We start from the raw sequence: 18,081 nt of genomic DNA on the forward strand, positions 1-18,081 counted from the left end.
TCCACCGCGGCGCCGCGCTCCTCCAGCACGTCGGTGAGAGCGAGCAGGCAGCCCTCGCCGCGCGGCCCGCGCTCGAAGAGCAGCTCGTCGTCGCCCCAGGTGTACCCCAGGCGCCGCGGTGGATCGAATTCCAGCACGGTGCCGGAGGGAACTCCACCCGGCCACCCACGTGCGGTTGCAGGTCCACCGTCGGCGAGGGGAACCACGCCGCCAGGCTGCCCGGCTCCGTCAGCGCCCGCCACACCTGCTCGACCGGCACCCCGAAAGGGCGCTCCAACCGCACCGCCGGCAGCCCGTCCCGCTCCACGAAGATGCCCAGCTCCACGTTCATGGCCTCATGCCCTCATGCCCTCATCGCCTCGCGCCCTCGCGCCCTCGCGCCCTCGCGCCCTCGCGCCCTCGTGCCCAGGTGCCCACGTGCCCACGTGCCCTCGCGCCCTCGCGCCCTCGCGCCCACGTGCTCCCCTCGTCCCTCGTGCTCTCTTTCCCTCGTGCCGGTCGCCGGTGACCGGCCCTGTGATCCTCCCGCCACGCGCCCGCGCCCGCCGTCCGGCAGGGGCCGGACGGGGGAGGCGGGCCCGTCCGGCGACGCGTGATCCGGCCCCGCACCGCCGACGAGCAGTACGAACACTGGTACAACGGGCGTCAGTCCGGAGCCTCGGTACCGTCGACGCCGGCACGCCGAGCTCGCCGGTTGACCGCCCTGCAGAAGGAGTCCCGTGCCAGACGTATCGATCCGCCTCGCGCACCTCGCCGACCGCCCTGTCGTGGAGCGGCTGTGGCTGATGTTCTGCCATGACATGTCGGGGGTCGACGGTCGGCTTCCCCACGCCGACGGGACCTTCCGCAGCGACCGGCTCCACATGGCCTTCTCCGATCCCGACTGGGCGCCGTACCTCCTCACCCGTGGTGACCGCCCTGCCGGGTTCGCGTTCGTCCGCAGCCTGACCGCCCCGACGCGTGTGCTGAACAGCTTCTTCGTGGTGCGCGGCGCACGGCGGACAGGGATCGGGCTGCGCGCTGTGCAGGAGATCGCGGCCAGGCACCCGGGCCCGTGGGAAGTCGCGTTCCAGGACGCCAACACCTCCGCTGTGCGCTTCTGGCGCCGCGTCGCCACACAGATCGCCGGTGACGCGTGGACGGAGGAACGCCGCGCGATACCGGGCCGGCCCGACGTGCCTCCCGACGTCTGGATCTCGTTCGACACCTCCGTCCCGGCCCACGACTGAGCAGGAAGGAAGGCGTTCCGCCGAATCCGGGACATGCGTTCGGCCGGCTGGCTAGGCTGCCGGGATGACCGTCACATGGGACTCCCAGGCACCGGGAACGCTGCGTCTGCCCTCCGGGCGGCTCGTCCGTGGCAGGGGGCTGCGCCACCCGCTGCCCTCCGGGCCCGAACCGTCGTTCGGCCTGTACCTGTTGGGCCGTGAGCCCGCGCCTGTCGCGTGGGAGTACCGCTGGCTGCGCTGGCCCGACTTCCGCCTGCCCGCCGACCGCGCCGCAGCCCGCGATGCCTTCCGGCAGGTGTGGGAGCGGGCCGGGAGCGAGCGCGTGGAGGTGGCCTGCGGGGGCGGTCAGGGCCGTACGGGGACGGCGCTGGCGTGCCTGGCCGTCCTGGACGGCGTCCCGCCGGACGAAGCCGTGGCTTACGTCCGCACCCACTACTCGCCCCGCGCGGTGGAAACCCCCTGGCAGAAGCGGTACGTGAGGCGTTTCCAGCCGGCTGGCGCTGGTGCGGGGCGCTAACCAGCACCAGCACCAGCACCAGCACCCGCACCCGCACCCGCAGCCGGACACGGACGCGCCGGGTCAGGGGCCCGGCACCGCGTAGGCGCCCTCGCCGAAGGTGATGACGGCCGAAAGCACGGCGGCTCCGCCGGGGCGGCCGACACCGACCGCACGGAACCCCCGTGCCCCGGCTCACCCACGTGCGGCGCTCCTGCGGTCAGCGCAGACGTCCGAGGTGGATCACGGGGACACGGACCTGCTGATCGTTGATTTCGTACAGGACGCGGTACCGGCCGACGTGGATGCGAAGCAGGTCGGCGCTGCCGAACGCGCCCTCGGGCCGCAGGTCGCCGGCGAGGCGGTCGACGGCGCTGAACACCTGCCGCACTCCGTCGAGGTCGTCCTTGGCGTACTTCTCCGCCTGAGCGAGCGCCTCGGGCTCTCAGATGACCTGGTAGCTCACGCCTCGTTGCCGCCGAAGACGCGGCGGTACGCCTCATCGTGCGGGACGCCGGCGCTCTCGCCCCGGGCCTGGCGCCCGCGGTACGCGGCCAGAGAGCGCAGCTCCTGCAGTTCCAGGGCGTCGGCGGGGCTGACCAGTATGGCGACGGTCTGTCCGTGGTCGGTGATGGCGGCCGGTTCACGGGTGGCGCTGACCTCGCGCGCGATGGCACCGAGCCGGGCGCGGGCCTCCACGATCGAGTATGTGCTCTCCGTCATGACAGCACCTTGCAGAAGTGTGCACTTCGCCGCCGTCCGGTCCTTGGTGGCCGTAGTTTGAGCTGGAGAGCCCTGTCGGCCGGCCGTGAGCTCACCACGTCACGGGCGGGCGCTTCGCCTTGAGGCGACCTGATCATCGTCCTGGTTTCACCGCTTCGCGTCGACACGCAGCTTGTCGCGGCGCCGGCGGGCGCCGGCGAACGGCTCAGCAAGCCGGTTTCACCGGCCCGGAAGGGGCCCCGGTCCGGCCGCCTCCAGGGCGGCGGCCACCCGTGCCGTCAGGCGGGCGTGGTGGGCGCCCGGCCAGTAGAGGCGGGCACAGGACGTGCAGCGGGTGAAGGTGTCGTAGGTGCGGCGGGTTCCCGGCGGCAACCGGTCGGCGATCTCCTCCTTGGCGACGGACTCCAGCGTGCCGTTGCAGGCCGGGCAGCGCGTCCAGGGCGCCGTCGGCGGCGCGAAGCGGGACAGCACGTCGGTGAGCTGATCGTCGGGCCCGCTGCCCCGTACGTACGCTCCGCACCACAGGGCCCGCCTGCGCAGCAGCCCCCGGTCCTGCGTCAGCAGGACGCGCCGCTCGGAGTTGGCCCGCTCCACCAGTTCGGGGTCGTCCGCGTCGTTGCGGTAGGCGGAGTCGACGCCCAGCAGCCGCAGGCGCCGCGCCAGGGCGCCCAGGTGGACGTCGAGCACGAAGCGCGGAGGGAACGGCGCCGAGGCGGGCAGGGTTTGCGGGCGTGCGACGGGATCGAGGTCGATGCGTGCCCCGGCGCGCGGACGGTAGGTGACGGGGACCTCCTCGCCGTCCACGCGGAGCCCGGCCACCTCCGTCAGCGGCACACCGAGCGACTGCACGACGTGACCGAGCGAGGACGTGCCGTCGTAGGCGCACCACAGGCCGTCGTCCGGCGCTGCGCGGTCCGCCTCGCGGTGGAGGCGGCTCGGCAGGAAGAGGCGGAGCGTGCGCGGGACGCGGACGCGGAGCTCGGCGTTCCCGGCGGGTTCCGTCGGCCGGCGCGGTCCGCTCACCCGTCCGCCGCCCCCGGCCCGGCGGTGGGCCGCACCTGGAAAGCGGAGTGCCCGCGCGGCTCCTGCTCGGTGACGGTCACTTCCTCGACGACCGCCGCCGCCGGGCCCTGACGCGCCCACTCCACCAGCGCGTCCACCGCCTGCGGCTCGCCCTCGAAGACGGCTTCGACGGTGCTGTCGGCGCGGTTGCGGACCCATCCGGTGACGCCGCGCTCGGCGGCCGTCCGGCGGCAAGTGTCCCGGAAGAAGACGCCTTGCACCTGCCCCGTCACGATCACACGCTTCGCTGCCACAGCCATCCGCACTCTCCGCGCTCCTCGTCCCCCGCCCCCCCATGGTCGCGCGGACCGGTCGCGAGGGCATCGCGACCGGGGACGCACGGCCGGGTCGGGCCGTCGCGACGACGTACGGCAAGAGGCCCCGCGTTCTCGCCGGAACCGCGACCGTCGCCGCGATCCGGCGGTCAGCCACCTCCATGACCGCCGAACACACCCCGCAGCGCTTGCCTCACCGCCGGTGCCGCATGGCTGGAAAGGAGCTTGCCGCCGCATGGGGCCTACCTGAAGCTCATGAGCAAGTCTGTCGAATGTGAGAGGTCACTGCCATGCGTTCCTGGCTTCTGAAAGCGCCGCTCCCGCTGGCATGCGCCGGCGTCCTGTTCGGAGCAACCACAGCCCAAGCCGTCCCTGATCAGAAGATGGAGATACCTGGTGCGTACGGCATAGCCCGTTACTACACGGAGGACGGCGGCAAGACCAAGTTGATGAACGGCTACGTCCACGACACGGCAGGTGACGGCCACTGCGCGATGCTGTGGATGGACTTCACGACAGATCCTCACGAGCATCACGATGCTCAAGCCTATATCGCCTGCGGAAAAGGCGACGACGCGTGGGGAGTTGCTCGTCACAGCACGGACTCCAACATCAAGGGTATTCGCGCCGCCGTGTGCATAACCGGAGTCCATGGCTGCTATAACCAGGAAGGTGAGCGCAGCGACTGGCCATACACCTCATGGAATGCAAAGACCTGCGCTTGGTATCGAGTCGACACCGGGGCCAACGGTCAATGCGGAGAGGGCGACCCTCTCGGCTGACCGGTTCCGCACCACCTCCAAAGACGTCCAGTCCGCCTTGTACGTCATTCCGCGAGGAGCGTCGAGGTCGCGTGCGGGCGCAGGCGCGCGGCGCCGCGTCCCAGCCGGACGGCTCCGGCCAGTTGGACCAGCATGGCGATCAGCAGGACGCCGATGACTGCGGTGGGGTCGAGGCCGCCGGTGAGAGCAAACGCTGCGGCAGCCGCGGGGATCACCACGACAGGCGAGAGGGTCCAGATGACGCCCAGGCGCTTGTCCCGCCTGGACCAGGCGGGAGAGCGCCATATCCGCACGATGGCGAGGACGGCCAGTACGACGCCGATGCCCACGACCGAGAGCGGAGCGGCCAACACCATCATGCCCAGGGTCACGGTGGTGCGCGCGCTGCTCTCCGGTTGCAGCGGGTCGACACCGGGCTCGTCGGCGATCGCGGCGGCGGCGATCTCCCCGGGGGCGCCGAGCTCGTCCAGTGCCTGCTGGACCGCCGCGTCGTCGGCATCCTGCGGCAGGACGGACTCCAGGTGCTCGCGCAGGTCTGCCACCAGGTCACGGCGCCGGTCAGCAGGCAGCACCGCTGCCTGCTTGTCGAGCGAGGCCAGGTAAGCGCGCACCAGCGGCTGGGTGAGGGCGTCGTTCACGACTCAGCTCCAGGATCGAGGAAACGGTCAACAGCGTCACGGAAACCGGGCCAGTGCCCGGAGAACTCCTCCAGGGCCTGCCGGCCCTGGTCGGTCAGCTCGTAGTACCTGCGAGAGGGCCCGCTGGCCGACTCCGTCAGGAACGTGTCCGCCAGGCCACTTCTGCGCAGCCGGGACAGCAGGGGATACAGCGTCCCCTGGCTGGTCGCCATGACCGGCGTGTCCGCGAGAGCCTCCAGCAGCTCCACCCCGTAGCGGGGTCTGTCACTCAGCAACGCCAGGACGCAGTACTCCAGCACGCCCTTGCGCAGCTGGCTGACTCCGCGGGCCTCTCCGGGACCACTTGCTTTGCCAGCTACCATGCATTGCATACTAGTGGGCGTGTCAATCCCGCCGCGGGTGCGCACATCGCCGGCGGCCCCGGGGTAACAGTGCAGGACTGGGCCCTCAGTCGCGCAGTTGGCCCTGGTGGAGGGCGTTGAGGAAGCGCGCCCATTGGGCGGTGGGGAAGGTGAGCACCGCGCCGGTGGGGGCGGTCTTGGTGTCCCGGATGGGGACGACGCCTGCGGCGGCGCTCGTGCGACTTCGAAGCAGTCGCACGTAGCCTGCGTCAGCCAGTAACCGGGTCGAGCCGAATTGCACTACAGGATGAGACGCTGGAGAAGCCCCGAACTTACGACGCAGTCATGACCCCGGAGAACCCACCGACGATGAAGACTGCGCCTATGAAAGCCCCGCCCCACCCGACGAGACGGATGTTCCACGGTCTGGCGTTAGGAAGGGTGTAATGGGTGCGGGCCAGGTAATTGAAGTACTTGTCCGCCAGGCCTTTGACATTCAAGCCAATAAGAAGTCCCCCGAGGGCCGCTATGATTCCGATGAAGCCGAGTTCCATTACTTTTCGTCCTTCTTCGGGGACTCCCGTGGGGCCACCCACTGGGGCAACGCTGTGATGCGGCCCTGCGCCTGTGTGGTCCGACCGAGGTAGCTCGCTCAACCAGTGGTCATCAATGGTGCAGGACCAAGCCTCGTGGGCACCGCATTGTAATGGCCTGGTCGTACACGCGCTGCACTGCGGTCCCTCGCGCACACAGGGTCGGTGCAACTCCACGGACTTGGTCGTCGACCGGCGCTGTGCCTTTTCCCACCCGGCGCGGTGGGAGGGTAGTTGGGGCGAAGGGATGTCTGGCCCTGGAACCTCTCCTGGTAGACGGGTTCACGAACAAGATCCCCCGCCCTACCCGGTGCCGATCACGACATCAAGGCCGCCCGCCACCCTCAGCGTCATCGATGCCCTGGCGCAGACAGGCGTGCAGTGCTGGGCCGACAAGGGCTGCCGAGGCGCCCGCGGCAGCGTGCGCGTGTCGTACCGGGCCCGCTGGGAGAACCGGCTCAACGCATTTGAGGGTGTAGGGACTGTGCTTCACCCTCTACGGAAAGCTCGTCCGCGGAGGCCCGGACACGTCGAGAAGCGCGAGCATGGCGGGAAGCAGGTCGCTGTTCAGCGGATCCGGATTGCTGCTGTCGATTGCACCCTCCAACGCGAGGGTCGTGTACCCGTGTACGAGAGACCAGACCGCGTAGCTCGGCAGCAGTGCGGGGTCGCTGTCGTAAGCCGCCGGTTCGGCGTCCTCGCCGCGCACGCTGCGATCCAGAACGCGGAGGGCGCGGTGCTTCTGCTCGGCCAGTTCGGATGTGGCGAAGTCGAACTGCGTCATCCGCCACATCAGGTCGAACAGGGCACGGTTCTCACCCGCGAAGGCGATGTACTGCGCAGCGACGCACGTGACGCGCTCTCGCGCATCGAGTCCAGCGAGTTCGAGTGATTCGAGCCGATCGCAGAGTTGCCGGTACGCACGGGTCGCGAGCGCACCGAGGAGCCCGCGCGCGTCACCGAAGTGATGCTTGGGAGCAGACTGCGACACGCCCGCCTGTCGCGCGGCTTCGCGCATGCTGAACCCGGCGACGCCTTTCTCGGTCAGCACGACGAGCGCGCTGTCGAGCAGCGCGGCGCGCAGATTGCCGTGATGGTACTGATCCCCGGTGGGTGGTTCCTTGCTCATCCCACCATCTTGACAGCGAGCAGATGGTTCGTAAACTGCTCACTGTCAAGATGGTGGGAGGGGATGGATATGACGGACGTGGTCCTGGTCACGGGCGCCTCGGGGTTCATCGGTGGTCACCTCACAGCCGAGCTGTTGCGGCGCGGATACGCGGTACGTGGCTCGGTGCGGTCGCGCGCTCGTATCGGCGAGGTGCGTGCGGCGATGGCGGCAGCAGGCGTCGACACGGCAAGGCTCGAGGTCTGCCGGCTCGACCTGATGTCCGATCGGGGGTGGGCGGAAGCGTTCGACGGTTGCCGATACGCACTGCATGTGGCCTCCCCGTTCGTGTTGGCGAAGCCGAAAGACCCGGACGAATTGGTCCGTCCTGCCGTCGAGGGTGCGATCCGAGCGGTCGGGGCGGCACTGGATGCGGGCGTGGAACGCGTGGTCATGACCTCAACGTTGGCGACGATGCAGTTCGCCCGCGCACCCCAAGAGCACGTCTACACCGACGCTGACTGGACCGACCCGGATGACCCGCGCCTGAACGCGTACACCGTCTCGAAGGTCAAGGCCGAGCGGGCCGCGTGCGCTCTCGCGCGGCAACGCGGGGTCCCGGACCGGCTTGCACTCATCAACCCGGGCGCGGTGATCGGGCCACTCCTGACGAACGATCCTGGGACCTCAGTCACCGCGATCCAGCAGATCATGTCGGGGGCACTCCCGATGATCCCCGACCTTCGGCTTCCATGGGCCGATGTGCGGGACATCGCCGACGCCCACATCGCCGCGATGACCTCCGTGAGTGCCGCCGGTCGCCGCACGATCATCGCCACCGACCCGATGTCGCTCACAGAGGTCGCCAGAGTCATCCGCGAACGCCTTCCCGAAGCAAGTCAGAAGATGCCCGCACGGGCGATGCCGACCTGGCTCACCTGGCTCGCCAGCGTGTTCGAACCCCAACTGCGCGACAACCGATGGCTGATCGGTCAAAAGCAGCGCTTCGACCGCACCAGCGCCGAGACCCTCCTCGGACACCCGTTGCGCTCGATCCCAGACGCGATCGAGCAGACCGGGCGCAGCCTGGCCGAACACCAGCTCATCTGAACTCCGGGAGGTGACTGCGCGCCTGTCCCCGCCCCAACTCGGTGTGGCTGCTTCGTGCCACCTCCGGATGATCTTTGCTGTGGGCTCAGTCGCTCGGTTGCGTGCGGTGGAGGGTACGGATGAAGTGCGTCCACGAGGTGGCGGGGAAGGTGAGCACGGTGCCGGTGGGGGCGGTTTTGGTGTCGCGGACCGGCACGATGCCTGCGGCGGCGCCCGCGCCGACTTCCACGCAACTGCCGCCGCTGCCGTTGCTGTAGCTGCTCTTACGCCACTCAACCGCGCTCAAGCCAGGGTGGCTGTGTGCCATTTCGGTAATCCTCTGCTGCGCTCAGAATCATGGCCAGGGAGGCCCCCGGCGACAGCGCGAAGGCCCTCAGAAGATCGTACGACCTTCGGTACTCCGCCACGAGGGCTGGATCGTCGATGACCTCGCCACTGTGCAAGCCTTCTGTGTAGACGAGGGCGGGCGCGTCGGCGAAGGTCATGATCGCGGTCATCCCCGTCAGGAAAGGATGCGGTCCCGCGTTCCCCGGAACGACCTGCGGAACGATCCGGCGCCTCTGTGCCGAGTCGGCGATATGAGCGAGTTGTTCGGCCATCTCGGCTGCGCCGAGTAGGGGCTGCCGGATCACGTTCTCATGCATGATGACCCAGAACAGTGGTTGCTTCGGGGCGCCGTCGAGAAGTCGAGCGCGAGACAGGCGACCGTTCACCTTCGTAGCTACCTCGTCCGGCGACTCCAAAGGGTGGGTCGCTTCGACCACGGCCCGGGCGTATGCCTCTGTCTGCAACACACCTGGCAGGAGAACGGGACTCCATTCCTCAATGCTCAAGGCCTTGGTTTCGACCTCCAACACTTGCTCGAAGTACGGGGCGTGCCCTCTCCGTCGTGCGCGGCGCACATCCTCGCAGCGGAGGGTGAAGAACCCGTCCGTCTTGAGGGCTCGGTCCACGTGTTCCGCCAGATCCAGCGGCATGCGGCGCTCGCCGCGTTCGATTTCGCTCAGATGGCTATAGCCGTAGAAGCTGCCCTCCACCAACTGTTGCTGGGTCATTCCGGCCTGCTCGCGCTGCCAGCGCAACTCCGCACCGTAGAAGGTGGGGACGCCCACTGAGCCGTCGATGTCTTTTGGTCCTGGCACGGTTCACCGCCGAGAGTTGGTGGCTGTTTTCGTTCGGGTGGGGCCATTCCCGGTGGGTCCGCAATGGGACGTCGCTGAGGGGCAGTTCGCTTGCGGGAGCCCTGTAGGCGGCAACGCTACCCGCACTGGGGTCATGGTGTGAGGGGTCCGTCACACAGTGCTCAGGAAAGGTGCGACATATGAACGAACATGCGTACAGCCGGTCGAGAAATGTCGAGGAATGCGTTGCCGGGCTGCATGAGGCGCTTCGTGCGCACGGGCTGACGTTGCCGTCTCTCGGGGTCGATCCGGTGACGTACGCCGGGTACAGGCCCGACCCGCTGATCGCGCTCGGTAACTGCAACGTCGAAACGGTGCGCGCCCTGACGGCCGTACTGCGCGCCGCTGCGGCGGAGGGGCGAGCCGAGGGGCGGGCGGAGGGGTGATGTCGCAGGTGTGGCGGGTCGCCACGGCCCCGCAGCGGCCCGCGCTGTCCCTCGCGGTGCTGGCGCGGGCCGCCGATATCGGCGCCGTACGCCATGAGGTGGCCGCGCACTGCACGCGGTGGGGCGCGCCGCGCGCGGTGGCCGACGGGGCGGCGCTCTGTGTCGGCGAACTGCTCGCCAACGTCGTCGTGCACGTGGGGGAGGCGGCGCCCGCGACCGTACGGGTCGCGTGGTGCGGCGGTGAGCGGCTGCGGATCGCGGTCAGCGATTCCGACCCGCGTCCGCTGCCCGTGCTGCCGGCCGCCGCGCCGGAGGCCGAGTCCGGCAGGGGGATCGCTCTGATCGAGGCGTTCGCGCTGTGGTGGGGTGTGGAGCAGGGGGCGTACACGAAGACCGTGTGGTGCGAGTTGAGTGCCACACACCCACTGGGCGGGAGCGGTTGTTGACAGTTGTTATCGCCGCGCCCACGCTTAGCTGCGCCGTGTACATGCCATCTTCACCTCGGCGGGGTGGCATACGGCCCCGAGACGGTGAGGGAGAAGCGCATGGGAGCCCAGCGGTCCTGTGACGGTGTCAGCAGGCGGACGGTACTGGCGGGGGCCGGGGGAGTGGGCGCGACCGCGGTGCTGGGCGGCGGCGCGGCGGCGCAGCCGGCGTGGGCAGCAGGACCCGCGGCCGAGAAGCTGCCGCTGCCCGACAAGACCGAGCTGACCGTGCTGCTGACCGGGGACGCCGGCACCGGCGAGGACGGTCAGTGGGCCGTCGCCGACGCGGCCCGCGCGCTGTGCGAGCGGCGCGGGGTGGACCTGGCGATCGGGCTCGGGGACAACATCTATGAGAACGGCCCGGAGAGCGCCACGGACGACGAGTTCCAGAGCAAGTTCGAGCGCCCCAACACGGGGATCGACGTTCCCTGGCTGATGGTGCTGGGCAACCACGACACCAGCGGGATCATCCCGGGCTCCGGCGGGTGGTCCTCGCGGGGCGACCACGAGGTGGCCTACCACCAGCACTCGGCGCGCTGGCACATGCCGGACCGGTACTACACGGTCGCCGTCCCGGCCGGGAGCGGCGACCCCGTGGCCGAGTTCTTCGCCGTGGACACCACTCCGCTGTCCTCCTACGTGCTCCAGACCGACCCGGAGTACTACTGGGACGGGCCCTTCGCCCGCAGGCAGCGCGCCTGGCTGGAGAAGTCGCTCGCCGCCTCCCGCGCCCGCTGGAAGTTCGTCTTCGCGCACCACCCGCTGCGCAACAACGGCACGCACCGCAACGCGGGGGAGTACGAGGGCATCTCCTGCGGCGACTACCTCAGCGGCAAGCACGTCAAGGAGCTGTACGAGGAGGTGGTCGTGGGCCGGGCGGAGTTCCTGCTGGCCGGGCACGACCACTCCCTCCAGATCCTCGACACGGCCGGCGCGTACCGGGGCACCCAGCAGCTCGTGTGCGGTGCCGCCGCGAAGACCTCGGGGCGGGCGGACGAGCCGAGCAACAAGGCGTTCTGGGAGGCCTACGACACCCTCGGCTTCATGCTGCTGACCGTCAACGCGCGGCAGGTCGTCATCGACGCCTACACCGTCGACCCGGGCACGCACGCGTACAGCCACGCCTACCAGCACATCCGCACGGAGCGGCTGCCCGCGATCTGACGGGTGGCGCATCGCCGGCACCGTCACAGCATCCGCACCGGGCTCACCTTCCGTACGTGGACGAGCACGTCGAACCAGTCCGCCAGGGCGCCGCCCGACAGGTGGTGGGCGGCGTCGTCGGCCGGGTCGTAGGCGGGCCCGACGAGCCGGGTTCTGGCGGGCGTCTCCAGCCACGTCCGTACGGGCTCGGGCACGGAATCGGCACGCAGGTCCCACCAGAAGTCCGCGGGTTCGGCCGTGCCCAGTACGGACTCGGCGAAGTCGGCGGGTGGCACCGGCGCGGTGAAGGGCAGCTCGCCGTGGTGGAAGGTGAGACCGACGGAGACGTATCCGTCGCCGAGGTGCTCCCGCAGGTAGCTGCCCGCGTTGCGGTGGGTGAGTGCGGGCGAGGGCGGGGAGACGGTTCGGGGGTGTCCGACCGCGGTGTGGGCGATGCCGCCCCAGTAGACGATGCGGTCGCCGGTCTTCTCGTGCCAGGCGAGGGTTTCCTCTGCCAGTCCGCGTTCGATCCCCGCCAGGCCCTCCAGGGGAGGGGAGGTGGGGTGGGCGGAGGTGGGTGCGAACCGTACGGGCGCGTCCGGGTTGCGCACGTTGTGCGCGCGCATCCACTCCACCAGTCCCCGTATCTCCTCCGTGCGCCAGAAGGGGCGCGCGGACGCCAGCATCGCGCGCGGGTCGCCCTCGCCGGTTGCCACGTACGCGTCGAGTCCGGCGGCGGTCGGGTCGTCGCCCTCCAGCGCGACGGAGCGGAAGCCGTGCTCCTCCACCAGGAGACGCACCAGCCGGTGCTGGAGGGCGGAGAGTTCGTGGGCCTGCCGCGTCGAGCCGCTGACGGCCACGACGCGTGCGCCGTCGCCGATCCGCCCGGCCAGGGGACGGAGGTCGTCGAGTGGCGCGTCCGGGTCGAAGGTGTCGAGGCGGTGCGCTTGCCGGTCGATCCAGTGCTTCACGTGTTCCTGCTGTCCGTTCATGCAGCCACTCTGATAGTTGAAGCGAAGTTCAAGTCAAGAGCTGTCGGCTCACGGCCCGTCGCCCGCCACGCGAGCGATTCACACTTCGTCATCCACTGCGCATAGGTTGACCGGATGGTGGACGGGACGCGGGCGACGGCCGGACAAGGTGCGGCATCCGGACAAGACGCCGCAGCAGAGCAGTCGACGACGGCGGCGGCTCCCGCGCGCCCTGGACTGGCGCGCTCTTCGATGGTGATGGCCGCGGGCACCGTCGTCTCGCGGGCCACCGGACTCGTCCGGCAGGTGCTCCAAGCCGCCGCGCTCGGCACCGGGCTGCTCGCCAGCACCTACAACACGGCCAACACCGTGCCCACGAGTCTCTACACGCTGCTGATCGGGGGCGCGCTCAACGCCGTGCTGGTGCCGCAGCTCGTACGGGCGCGCGCCACCCACCGCGACGGCGGGGTCGCGTACGAGCAGCGGCTGGTCACCCTCGTCGTCACCGTGCTCGCCGCCGGGACGCTGCTCGCCGTCTGGGCCGCGCCCGGAATCGTCGGCCTCTACATGCGGGACACGCCCGCCAACCACGAGGCGTTCGAGCTGACCGTCGTCTTCGCCCGTTTCCTGCTGCCGCAGATCTTCTTCTACGGGCTGTTCGCCATGCTGGGACAGGTCCTCAACGCGCGCGAGAGATTCGGCGCGATGATGTGGACGCCGATCCTCAACAACGCCGTGCTCATCGCCATGTTCGGCGCCTACCTGTCCATGATGACCGTGCCGGACCGCGTCGCCGACATCACCGAGGGCCAGGTGCGACTCCTCGGCCTCGGCACCACCGCGGGCATCGCCCTCCAGGCACTGGCGCTGGTCCCGTTCGTCCGGGCGGCCGGCTTCCGCTTCCGGCCGCGCTTCGACTGGCGCGGCACCGGGCTCGGCAGCAGCGCACACGCCGCCAAGTGGACGCTGCTGTTCGTGCTGGCCAACCAGGTCTCGCTCACCGTCGTCACCAACTACGCCAACGCCGCCGACCAGAAGCTCCCGCACGCGGGCGCCGGATACTCGGCCTACACCTACGCGCAGACCATCTGGATGCTGCCCCAGTCCGTGATCACCGTTTCCCTGGTGACCGCGCTGCTGCCGCGCATGAGCCTCGCCGTGGCCGAGGGGCGCCTCGCCGACCTGCGCGGCCAGCTGACCCGTGCGCTGCGGCTGACCGGCGCGCTCATCGTCCCCCTCGCCTTCCTCTTCCTCGCGCTCGGACCGCAGATCGCCGCGCTGCTGTTCGCCCACGGCGCCGCCGACGCTCAGTCCGCGCGCCCGCTGGGGCAGATGCTCCAGGCCTTCGGGCTCGGGCTGATCCCGTTCTCGGCGCAGTACCTGCTGCTGCGCGGCTTCTACGCCTTCGAGGACACCAGGACACCGTTCTGGGCGGCCTCCTTCATCGCGGGCGTGAACATCGCCCTGGCCACCGCCTGCCATCTGCTGCTGCCCGCCCGCTGGGCGGTGACGGGGATGGCCGCGGGCTACGCCCTCTCCTACGCCGCCGGTCTCCTGCTCACCTCCTGGATGCTGCGCCGCCGCCTGGCCGCGCCCCTCGACCCCGACCGGCGCCTGATCCGCTTCTACGGCCTGCTGGTGGTGGCCGCCGCCCTCGCGGCAGGGCTCGCCCGGGTGGTCTCGGACGCCGCCGCGCACGCGTGGGGCGAGGGCACGGGTCCGGCCGCGGCGGCACTCGGCGCGGGCACGCTGGTGCTCGCGCTCGGCTACTTCGCGCTGGGCCGGCTGCTGCGCGTACCGGAACTGCGCGGCCTCGCGGGCCGTCTGCGGGGGCGCGGCTGAGCAGCGGACGGGCAGGTGCGGCCGACGGGCAGGTGCGGCCGACGGACAGGTGCGGCCGACGGACAGGTGCGGCCGACGGGCATCGAACGGGGGTCCGTAGGGTGGCGAGCCGACGGGGCGGGACCGCGCCCCGCGCGGAACGCGGTGCCGGCCGCCTTCCGGGGACAGACAGGAAAGGGCCGAGATGACCGCTGACCATCCCGTGGCCGTGCTGGGCGAATGCGTCGCCGACGCGTTCGTGGCGCCGCGCACCGACCCGCCGTCCTCCTCCCACGCTGGGTCTCCCGCGCCGTCGTCTTCCTCCGCCGGGTCCCCGGCGCCGCTCACGCTGGACGTCCACCCCGGTGGCGGGCCCGCCAACACCGCGGTGGCGCTGGCCCGGCTCGGCACGCCCACCCGGTTCTTGGCGCGGCTTTCGCACGACGTGTTCGGACGGCTGTTCTCCGACCACCTCGCGGGCTCTGGCGTCGACCTGAGCCACGCGGTGCACGCGGCCGAGCCCAGCACCCTGGCCGTCGCCGACCTGGCCGACGACGGCAGCGCCGACTACTCCTTCCACGCGCAGCAGGCCGCCGACTGGCAGTGGACCGACGAGGAACTGGCCCGCGCCGCCGACTCCCCGACGTCCTGCCTGCACACCGGCTCCCTCGCCCTCGTCCAGCAGCCGGGCGGCGCCGCCGTCGAGCGGCTGCTGGCACGCGCGCGGCAGCGCGCCACCGTCTCCCTCGACCCCAACGTGCGGCCACTGCTGGTCGATCCCGCCGTCTACCGCGAGGCGCTGCCCCGCTGGTGCGCGCTCGCCGACATCCTGCGCCTCTCCGACGACGACCTGAGCCACCTGCGCCCCGGCGCCACACCGCGGGACGCCGCCGACGCCTTCCACGCCGAGGGCACCGAGCTGGTGGTGGTCACCCTCGGTGGAGACGGCGTCATGGCCTCCCTCCGCGGCGAGAAGATCCACGTTGCCGCGCCCCCGACCCGCGTGGTGGACACGGTCGGCGCGGGCGACTCCTTCATGGCGGGCTTTCTGCACTCGCTCCACGCCGCGGGAGCCCTCGGCGGCCGTCTCGACGCGCTCACGGGGGAGCAGGTGCGCGACGCGCTGACGTGGGGGGTGCGGGTGGCCGCGGCCGTCGTCGCCGTACGCGGCGCCAACCCGCCCTGGGCGGCGGACCTGACCGGCGAGCGCTGAGCTCACAGCACCAGCGGTACGACGTGGTCGCGGATGGCCGGGGCGAGCCTCACGTCCTTGCCGTCCGTCCAGCGCAGCGCCGCGATCTCGGCCGCGGCGCGGGGCGGCTCGTCCAGGGCCGCGCGGAAGACGGCCAGGCGCATCGGCACCCCCTCCAGCGCCGCGGTCGCCCGTATCTCGGTGAGCGGGGCGACTCCCCTGGGGGCGACGCCCAGTTCCTCGTCCAACTCCCGTACGAGAGCCTCGCGCAGGGTCTCACCGGGCTCGGGCTTGCCGCCGGGCAGGTAGAAGAGGTCGGGGGCCGCCGTCTTGCTGACCACCAGCAGGCGGCCGTCCACGACGACGGCCGCCGCCGAGACGACCAGCTCGGCGGCGGCTTCTCCAGGCTGCGGCGCGTACCGGTTCTGGGTGTCATCCATGGCCCGATCGTCGCAGGGGGTGACGAGCGAGAGGCCTCAGGGGCAGCGCACCACCTGGCCCGCCCACGACATGCCGCCGCCGAAGCTGAGCAGCAGCACCGGGGCGCCCGGCTCCACCTCGCGGCGCTCGACCAGTTTGGACAGGGCGAGGGGGACGGAGGCGGCCGAGGTGTTGCCGGAGTCGACCACGTCCCGGCCGATCACCACGTCCTCGGCGAGGTCGAGCCGGCCCAGTACGGCCTCCATCAGGCGCAGGTTGGCCTGGTGGGTGACCACACCCGCCAGGTCGCCGGGCGCCAGCCCCGCACGCTCGCAGGCGCGGCGGGCCAGCGCGGGCAGCTCGGCCGCGGCCCAGCGGAAGACGGCGGGGCCCTCCTGGGCGAAGCGCGGCTGCCAGGCGTCCAGCAGCCGCACCATGTCGCCCCGCGAGGGGTCCGAGCCCCACTCGACGGGCCCGATGCCGTCCTGGTCCTCGTCCGCCGCGCCGTCCGGCTGCGCGCTGACGACGGCGGCGCCCGCGCCGTCCGCCAGCAGGATGCAGGTGCTGCGGTCGCTCCAGTCGGTGACGTCCGACATCTTCTCCGCGCCGATGACCAGGGCGTGCCGTGCGGCGCCCGCGGCCACCGAGTGGCTCGCGGAGGCGAGCGCCGTACAGAAGCCGGCGCAGCCGTTGTTGAGGTCGTAGGCCACGGGGGAGGGGATCTCCAGGCGGCGTGCCACCTGGGCTGCGGTGCTGGGGCAGCGGTCCCGCGCGGAGCACGTGGCGACGACGACCATGCCGATGTCGGAAGGTGCCAGCCCCGCGGCGGCCAGTGCCTTGCCGGCCGCGGCGGTCGCCATGTCGGCGACGGTCTCGTCCTCGGCGGCGATGCGCCGGGTGGCGATGCCGGTGCGCTGGCGTATCCACGCGTCGTTCGTCTCGACCATGCCGGCCAGCTCGTCGTTGGTGAGGACGCGGTCCGGCTGATAGTGGCCCAGCGCTGCGATACGGGTTCCCGGCACGGTGCAGTTCTCCTCACGGAAGGGGCGGTGGTCGGTGGCCGTCCGCGTGGGGAGCGCGGCAGGCCGACCGGTGGCGGGAGAATAGCAACCGACCGATCGGAAGTTAAATGCGCCCGGGTGGTTACGATGGGCGCATGAGCCCACGCAAGTCCGTCGCCGAGGCGCGCAGAACGCGCGAGCGCATCATCGAGCGCAGCGTCGCCATCGGCTCCGTCGAAGGACTGGAGGGGCTGACCATCGGCCGGCTGGCCACCGACCTGGGCATGAGCAAGGCGGGCGTCCTCGGCCACTTCGGCTCCAAACAGGCCCTGCAACTCGCCGCCCTGCACGGTGCCTCGGGGCTGTTCACCCGCATGGTGTGGGAGCCGGTCGCCGCGCTGCGGCCAGGACTGGTCCGGCTGCGGGCCTTCTGCGAGGCGTGGATCCGCTACCTGGTCAGCGAGCGCACCGCCTTCCCCGGCGGCTGCCTGTTCACCGCCGCCTCCGCCGAGTTCGACGCGCGCGGCGGGCCCGTCCACGACACGGTGGCACGCTTCATGCTGCGCGGCAGGCGGCTGCTGGTGAACGACCTGCGGATCGCCGTCGAGGTCGGCGAGCTGCCCGGCGACGTCGACCCCGAACAGCTCGCCTTCGAGATGCACGGCCTCTACATGGCGCTCAACCAGGAGCTCCAGCTGTTCGCGGACGCCACGGCGCCCGCCAGGACCCGCCGCGCCCTCGACCGCCTGCTGGGCCCCGCGCCGCCCTGCGGCTGAGCACGGGCGCGCCGGGCGCGGGGCGTCCTGCCAACGGGTCGCGCCCGCCCGTGTCGGGGGGCGCGGCCCGGTCCGTCACTCCACAGGCCGCGCCCGCTCCACGAGCGCCTCCAGGTCCGCGCCCGAGGGCAGGGTCCCGAACGCGGCACCCCAGTCGCCGCCCAGCCGGGAGGCGCAGAACGCGTCGGCGACCTCGGGCGGCGACMWGGGSRCCAGGAGCGAGCCCTGGAGAACCAGCGCCATCCGCTCCACGAGCCGCCGCGCCCTCGCCTCGATGCCGTCCAGGTCGGCGAGCTGGGTGAGCACGTCCTTGACCGCGGCGTCGAGCCGGTGGTCGGCGCCGCGGTC

General features: G+C 71.2%; 24 protein-coding genes and 3 pseudogenes. 11 read left to right on the top strand and 16 right to left on the bottom strand.

The features are described from left to right. Positions 1–331, bottom strand: a 331-nt coding sequence (locus tag AB8Z75_RS17130; RefSeq protein WP_369202863.1) for an SRPBCC domain-containing protein, incomplete at its 3' end; no start/stop codon positions are given. A 388-nt stretch (positions 332–719) separates the two neighbouring features. Here AB8Z75_RS17130 and AB8Z75_RS17135 point away from each other — a divergent pair. Both AB8Z75_RS17135 and AB8Z75_RS17140 read left to right on the top strand, forming a co-directional pair. After that, positions 720–1,229: a GNAT family N-acetyltransferase gene (locus AB8Z75_RS17135; RefSeq protein WP_369202865.1), complete on the top strand. Its 510-nt coding sequence runs from the start codon at positions 720–722 to the stop codon at positions 1,227–1,229. A 64-nt stretch (positions 1,230–1,293) separates the two neighbouring features. Beyond that, positions 1,294–1,746, top strand: a complete 453-nt coding sequence (locus AB8Z75_RS17140) for a protein-tyrosine phosphatase family protein (protein WP_369202867.1) — start codon at positions 1,294–1,296, stop codon at positions 1,744–1,746. A gap of 199 nt (positions 1,747–1,945) precedes the next feature. On the opposite strand, the pseudogene AB8Z75_RS17145 reads toward AB8Z75_RS17140, so the two are convergent. The 4 genes and pseudogenes from AB8Z75_RS17145 to AB8Z75_RS17160 all read right to left on the bottom strand — a co-directional run. Continuing rightward, positions 1,946–2,125: pseudogene (locus AB8Z75_RS17145) on the bottom strand (type II toxin-antitoxin system RelE/ParE family toxin); the annotation flags it as partial. A 62-nt stretch (positions 2,126–2,187) separates the two neighbouring features. Further along, entirely contained in the window at positions 2,188–2,448 is a 261-nt protein-coding gene (locus AB8Z75_RS17150) for a type II toxin-antitoxin system Phd/YefM family antitoxin (protein WP_369202869.1), read from the bottom strand. Positions 2,449–2,667: 219 nt separating this feature from the next. After that, a complete protein-coding gene (locus AB8Z75_RS17155; protein WP_369202871.1) occupies positions 2,668–3,471 on the bottom strand; it encodes a Mut7-C RNAse domain-containing protein in 804 nt (267 codons plus the stop codon). Beyond that, positions 3,468–3,770, bottom strand: a complete 303-nt coding sequence (locus tag AB8Z75_RS17160) for an acylphosphatase (RefSeq protein WP_369202872.1) — start codon at positions 3,768–3,770, stop codon at positions 3,468–3,470. Before AB8Z75_RS17160 ends, AB8Z75_RS17155 begins: the two co-directional genes overlap by 4 nt. 305 nt (positions 3,771–4,075) lie before the next feature. On the opposite strand from AB8Z75_RS17160, the gene AB8Z75_RS17165 reads away from it, so the two are divergent. After that, positions 4,076–4,567, top strand: coding sequence for a hypothetical protein (locus tag AB8Z75_RS17165; protein ID WP_369202874.1), 492 nt, complete (start codon positions 4,076–4,078; stop codon positions 4,565–4,567). A gap of 44 nt (positions 4,568–4,611) precedes the next feature. Here AB8Z75_RS17165 and AB8Z75_RS17170 read toward each other — a convergent pair whose 3' ends face one another. The 4 genes from AB8Z75_RS17170 to AB8Z75_RS17185 all read right to left on the bottom strand — a co-directional run bounded on the left by AB8Z75_RS17170 (position 4,612) and on the right by AB8Z75_RS17185 (position 6,100). Beyond that, the gene (locus AB8Z75_RS17170) at positions 4,612–5,205 is read right to left on the bottom strand and encodes a hypothetical protein (protein ID WP_369202876.1); all 594 of its coding nucleotides are present in this window, start codon (positions 5,203–5,205) and stop codon (positions 4,612–4,614) included. Then, complete coding sequence (locus AB8Z75_RS17175) at positions 5,202–5,567, bottom strand: PadR family transcriptional regulator (protein WP_369202878.1); 366 nt, start codon at positions 5,565–5,567, stop codon at positions 5,202–5,204. Before AB8Z75_RS17175 ends, AB8Z75_RS17170 begins: the two co-directional genes overlap by 4 nt. Positions 5,568–5,652: 85 nt before the next feature. Beyond that, positions 5,653–5,805 carry a DUF397 domain-containing protein gene (locus AB8Z75_RS17180; protein WP_369202880.1) on the bottom strand — a complete coding sequence of 51 codons (153 nt, stop codon included), beginning with the start codon at positions 5,803–5,805 and terminating at the stop codon, positions 5,653–5,655. A gap of 73 nt (positions 5,806–5,878) precedes the next feature. Then, positions 5,879–6,100 (bottom strand): hypothetical protein, encoded by a 222-nt coding sequence (locus AB8Z75_RS17185; protein WP_369202882.1) that lies wholly within the window; start codon positions 6,098–6,100, stop codon positions 5,879–5,881. A gap of 333 nt (positions 6,101–6,433) precedes the next feature. Between AB8Z75_RS17185 and AB8Z75_RS17190 the strand changes: the two are divergent. Beyond that, positions 6,434–6,587, top strand: a pseudogene (locus AB8Z75_RS17190) (IS5/IS1182 family transposase); the annotation flags it as partial. Positions 6,588–6,635: 48 nt separating this feature from the next. On the opposite strand, the gene AB8Z75_RS17195 reads toward AB8Z75_RS17190, so the two are convergent. Then, on the bottom strand, positions 6,636–7,268 hold the full coding sequence (locus AB8Z75_RS17195) for a TetR/AcrR family transcriptional regulator (RefSeq protein ID WP_369202884.1): 633 nt from the start codon (positions 7,266–7,268) through the stop codon (positions 6,636–6,638). A 63-nt stretch (positions 7,269–7,331) separates the two neighbouring features. Between AB8Z75_RS17195 and AB8Z75_RS17200 the strand changes: the two genes are divergently transcribed. After that, positions 7,332–8,357: an NAD-dependent epimerase/dehydratase family protein gene (locus tag AB8Z75_RS17200; RefSeq protein WP_369202886.1), complete on the top strand. Its 1,026-nt coding sequence runs from the start codon at positions 7,332–7,334 to the stop codon at positions 8,355–8,357. Between the two features lie 85 nt (positions 8,358–8,442). Here AB8Z75_RS17200 and AB8Z75_RS17205 read toward each other — a convergent pair whose 3' ends face one another. Further along, positions 8,443–8,664: a DUF397 domain-containing protein gene (locus AB8Z75_RS17205; RefSeq protein WP_369202888.1), complete on the bottom strand. Its 222-nt coding sequence runs from the start codon at positions 8,662–8,664 to the stop codon at positions 8,443–8,445. Next, positions 8,630–9,499 carry a Scr1 family TA system antitoxin-like transcriptional regulator gene (locus AB8Z75_RS17210; RefSeq protein WP_369202890.1) on the bottom strand — a complete coding sequence of 290 codons (870 nt, stop codon included), beginning with the start codon at positions 9,497–9,499 and terminating at the stop codon, positions 8,630–8,632. Before AB8Z75_RS17210 ends, AB8Z75_RS17205 begins: the two co-directional genes overlap by 35 nt. Positions 9,500–9,678: 179 nt before the next feature. Between AB8Z75_RS17210 and AB8Z75_RS17215 the strand changes: the two genes are divergently transcribed. The 3 genes from AB8Z75_RS17215 (at position 9,679) to AB8Z75_RS17225 (ending at position 11,573) form a co-directional block, all read left to right on the top strand. Then, on the top strand, positions 9,679–9,924 hold the full coding sequence (locus AB8Z75_RS17215) for a hypothetical protein (protein WP_369202892.1): 246 nt from the start codon (positions 9,679–9,681) through the stop codon (positions 9,922–9,924). Continuing rightward, entirely contained in the window at positions 9,924–10,370 is a 447-nt protein-coding gene (locus AB8Z75_RS17220; protein WP_369202894.1) for an ATP-binding protein, read from the top strand. The genes AB8Z75_RS17215 and AB8Z75_RS17220 overlap by 1 nt, the downstream gene beginning before the upstream one ends. Positions 10,371–10,469: 99 nt before the next feature. After that, positions 10,470–11,573: a metallophosphoesterase gene (locus tag AB8Z75_RS17225; RefSeq protein WP_369202896.1), complete on the top strand. Its 1,104-nt coding sequence runs from the start codon at positions 10,470–10,472 to the stop codon at positions 11,571–11,573. Positions 11,574–11,596: 23 nt separating this feature from the next. On the opposite strand, the gene AB8Z75_RS17230 is transcribed toward AB8Z75_RS17225, so the two are convergent. After that, complete coding sequence (locus AB8Z75_RS17230; RefSeq protein ID WP_369202898.1) at positions 11,597–12,544, bottom strand: erythromycin esterase family protein; 948 nt, start codon at positions 12,542–12,544, stop codon at positions 11,597–11,599. Positions 12,545–12,658: 114 nt separating this feature from the next. Here AB8Z75_RS17230 and murJ point away from each other — a divergent pair, with 114 nt between their 5' ends. Both murJ and AB8Z75_RS17240 read left to right on the top strand, forming a co-directional pair. Beyond that, complete coding sequence (gene murJ, locus AB8Z75_RS17235; protein ID WP_369202900.1) at positions 12,659–14,365, top strand: murein biosynthesis integral membrane protein MurJ; 1,707 nt, start codon at positions 12,659–12,661, stop codon at positions 14,363–14,365. A gap of 184 nt (positions 14,366–14,549) precedes the next feature. Next, entirely contained in the window at positions 14,550–15,557 is a 1,008-nt protein-coding gene (locus AB8Z75_RS17240; RefSeq protein WP_369202902.1) for a carbohydrate kinase, read from the top strand. 2 nt (positions 15,558–15,559) lie between these two features. Here the strand turns inward: AB8Z75_RS17240 and AB8Z75_RS17245 are convergent, their stop codons facing one another. Then, a complete protein-coding gene (locus AB8Z75_RS17245) occupies positions 15,560–15,976 on the bottom strand; it encodes an NUDIX domain-containing protein (protein WP_369202904.1) in 417 nt (138 codons plus the stop codon). A 36-nt stretch (positions 15,977–16,012) separates the two neighbouring features. Continuing rightward, positions 16,013–16,978 (bottom strand): beta-ketoacyl-ACP synthase III, encoded by a 966-nt coding sequence (locus AB8Z75_RS17250; protein ID WP_369202906.1) that lies wholly within the window; start codon positions 16,976–16,978, stop codon positions 16,013–16,015. Between the two features lie 134 nt (positions 16,979–17,112). Here AB8Z75_RS17250 and AB8Z75_RS17255 point away from each other — a divergent pair, with 134 nt between their 5' ends. Beyond that, positions 17,113–17,733 (top strand): TetR/AcrR family transcriptional regulator, encoded by a 621-nt coding sequence (locus AB8Z75_RS17255; RefSeq protein ID WP_369202908.1) that lies wholly within the window; start codon positions 17,113–17,115, stop codon positions 17,731–17,733. A gap of 75 nt (positions 17,734–17,808) precedes the next feature. Here the strand turns inward: AB8Z75_RS17255 and AB8Z75_RS17260 are convergent. Continuing rightward, positions 17,809–18,081 (bottom strand): annotated as a pseudogene (locus AB8Z75_RS17260) (DNA alkylation response protein); the annotation flags it as partial.

The sequence above is a fragment of the Streptomyces sp. PU-14G genome (assembly GCF_041028275.1).
Taxonomy (GTDB): Bacteria; Actinomycetota; Actinomycetes; order Streptomycetales; family Streptomycetaceae; genus Streptomyces.